The sequence below is a fragment of the Pseudomonas sp. TR47 genome (assembly GCF_044143025.1).
GTDB classification, from domain to species: Bacteria; Pseudomonadota; Gammaproteobacteria; order Pseudomonadales; family Pseudomonadaceae; genus Aquipseudomonas; species Aquipseudomonas putida_E.
In genome coordinates, this window is sequence record NZ_JBHFCS010000070.1 from 1 (window position 1) to 1,190 (window position 1,190).

At 57.1% G+C, this 1,190-nt stretch carries 1 protein-coding gene; it reads left to right on the forward strand.

Annotated elements, in window-relative coordinates:
* Positions 1-90 precede the first annotated feature (90 nt).
* Entirely contained in the window at positions 91-1,074 is a 984-nt protein-coding gene (locus ACEWE8_RS26055; protein ID WP_013973047.1) for an IS5-like element IS2000 family transposase, read from the forward strand.
* The last annotated feature ends 116 nt before the right edge of the window (positions 1,075-1,190 follow it).

Genomic DNA, 1,190 nt, shown 5'->3' on the forward strand with positions numbered 1-1,190 from the left:
TTAGGGATTCTCCGATCAAGTCAGCACAGGCCATCTGACCTGTGCTGAAATAGCCCTCCGTCCAACTGCCTTCTACAAGTCCGCCATCCCATGAGTCAGATGAGCTTTTCCGATTTCGAGTACGCCGGCAAGCGCAAGCAAACCCGTCGCGAGCGTTTCCTGGCCGAGATGGAACAGGTGGTACCGTGGAGTGGACTGGTGGCGTTGATCGAGCCTCACTACCCAAAGGCTGGCGGTGGCCGCAAGCCTTATCCTCTGGAAACCATGCTGCGCATTCACCTGCTGCAGAATTGGTTCTCTTTGAGCGATCCCGCCATGGAAGAGGCGCTGTACGAGATCACTTCGATGCGCCAGTTCGCTCGTCTGACGCTCAGCGCTCCGATCCCCGAAGACACGACGATCATGAACTTCCGGCACCTGCTGGAGAAGCATCAGTTGGCAGCCGGCATTCTGGAAACCATCAACAATTACCTGCAAGACAAGGGCCTGTCGTTGCGCCAGGGCACCATTGTCGACGCGACCATCATCCACGCGCCCAGTTCGACCAAGAACAAGGAAGGCAAGCGCGATCCTGAAATGCATCAAACGAAGAAGGGCAACCAGTACTATTTCGGCATGAAGGCCCACATCGGCGCGGATGCTGAATCGGGTCTGGTGCATCACGTTCATGGCACCGCCGCGAACGTAGCTGACGTGACGGAGGTCGCTCAGCTATTGCATGGCGAAGAGAATGTCGTGTGTGCGGATGCGGGTTACACAGGCGTGGAAAAGCGGCCAGAACACGAGGGACGGCAGGTGATATGGCAGGTCGCTGCCCGCCGCAGCACCTACAAACACTTGAGCAAACGCAGCGTGCTCTACCAAGCCAAGCGCAAGATCGAAAAGGCCAAGGCGCAAGTGCGTGCGAAGGTGGAGCACCCGTTCCGGGTGATCAAACGCCAGTTCGGCTATGTAAAGACTCGTTTTCGCGGCTTGGCCAAGAACACGGCGCAACTGACCACGCTGTTTGCCCTGTCGAATCTGTGGATGGTGCGCCGGCAATTATTGCCTGCTGCGGGAGAGGTGCGCCCGTGAGTCCGGATAACCAAGGCTTTGCCTTGGTTATCCAATAATCAGCGACTGAAAAGCGGGCTTTTCGGCATCCCTAAGCCGCCCATTTCCGACTGATGAGCAACTTGTTCGGAGTTTCC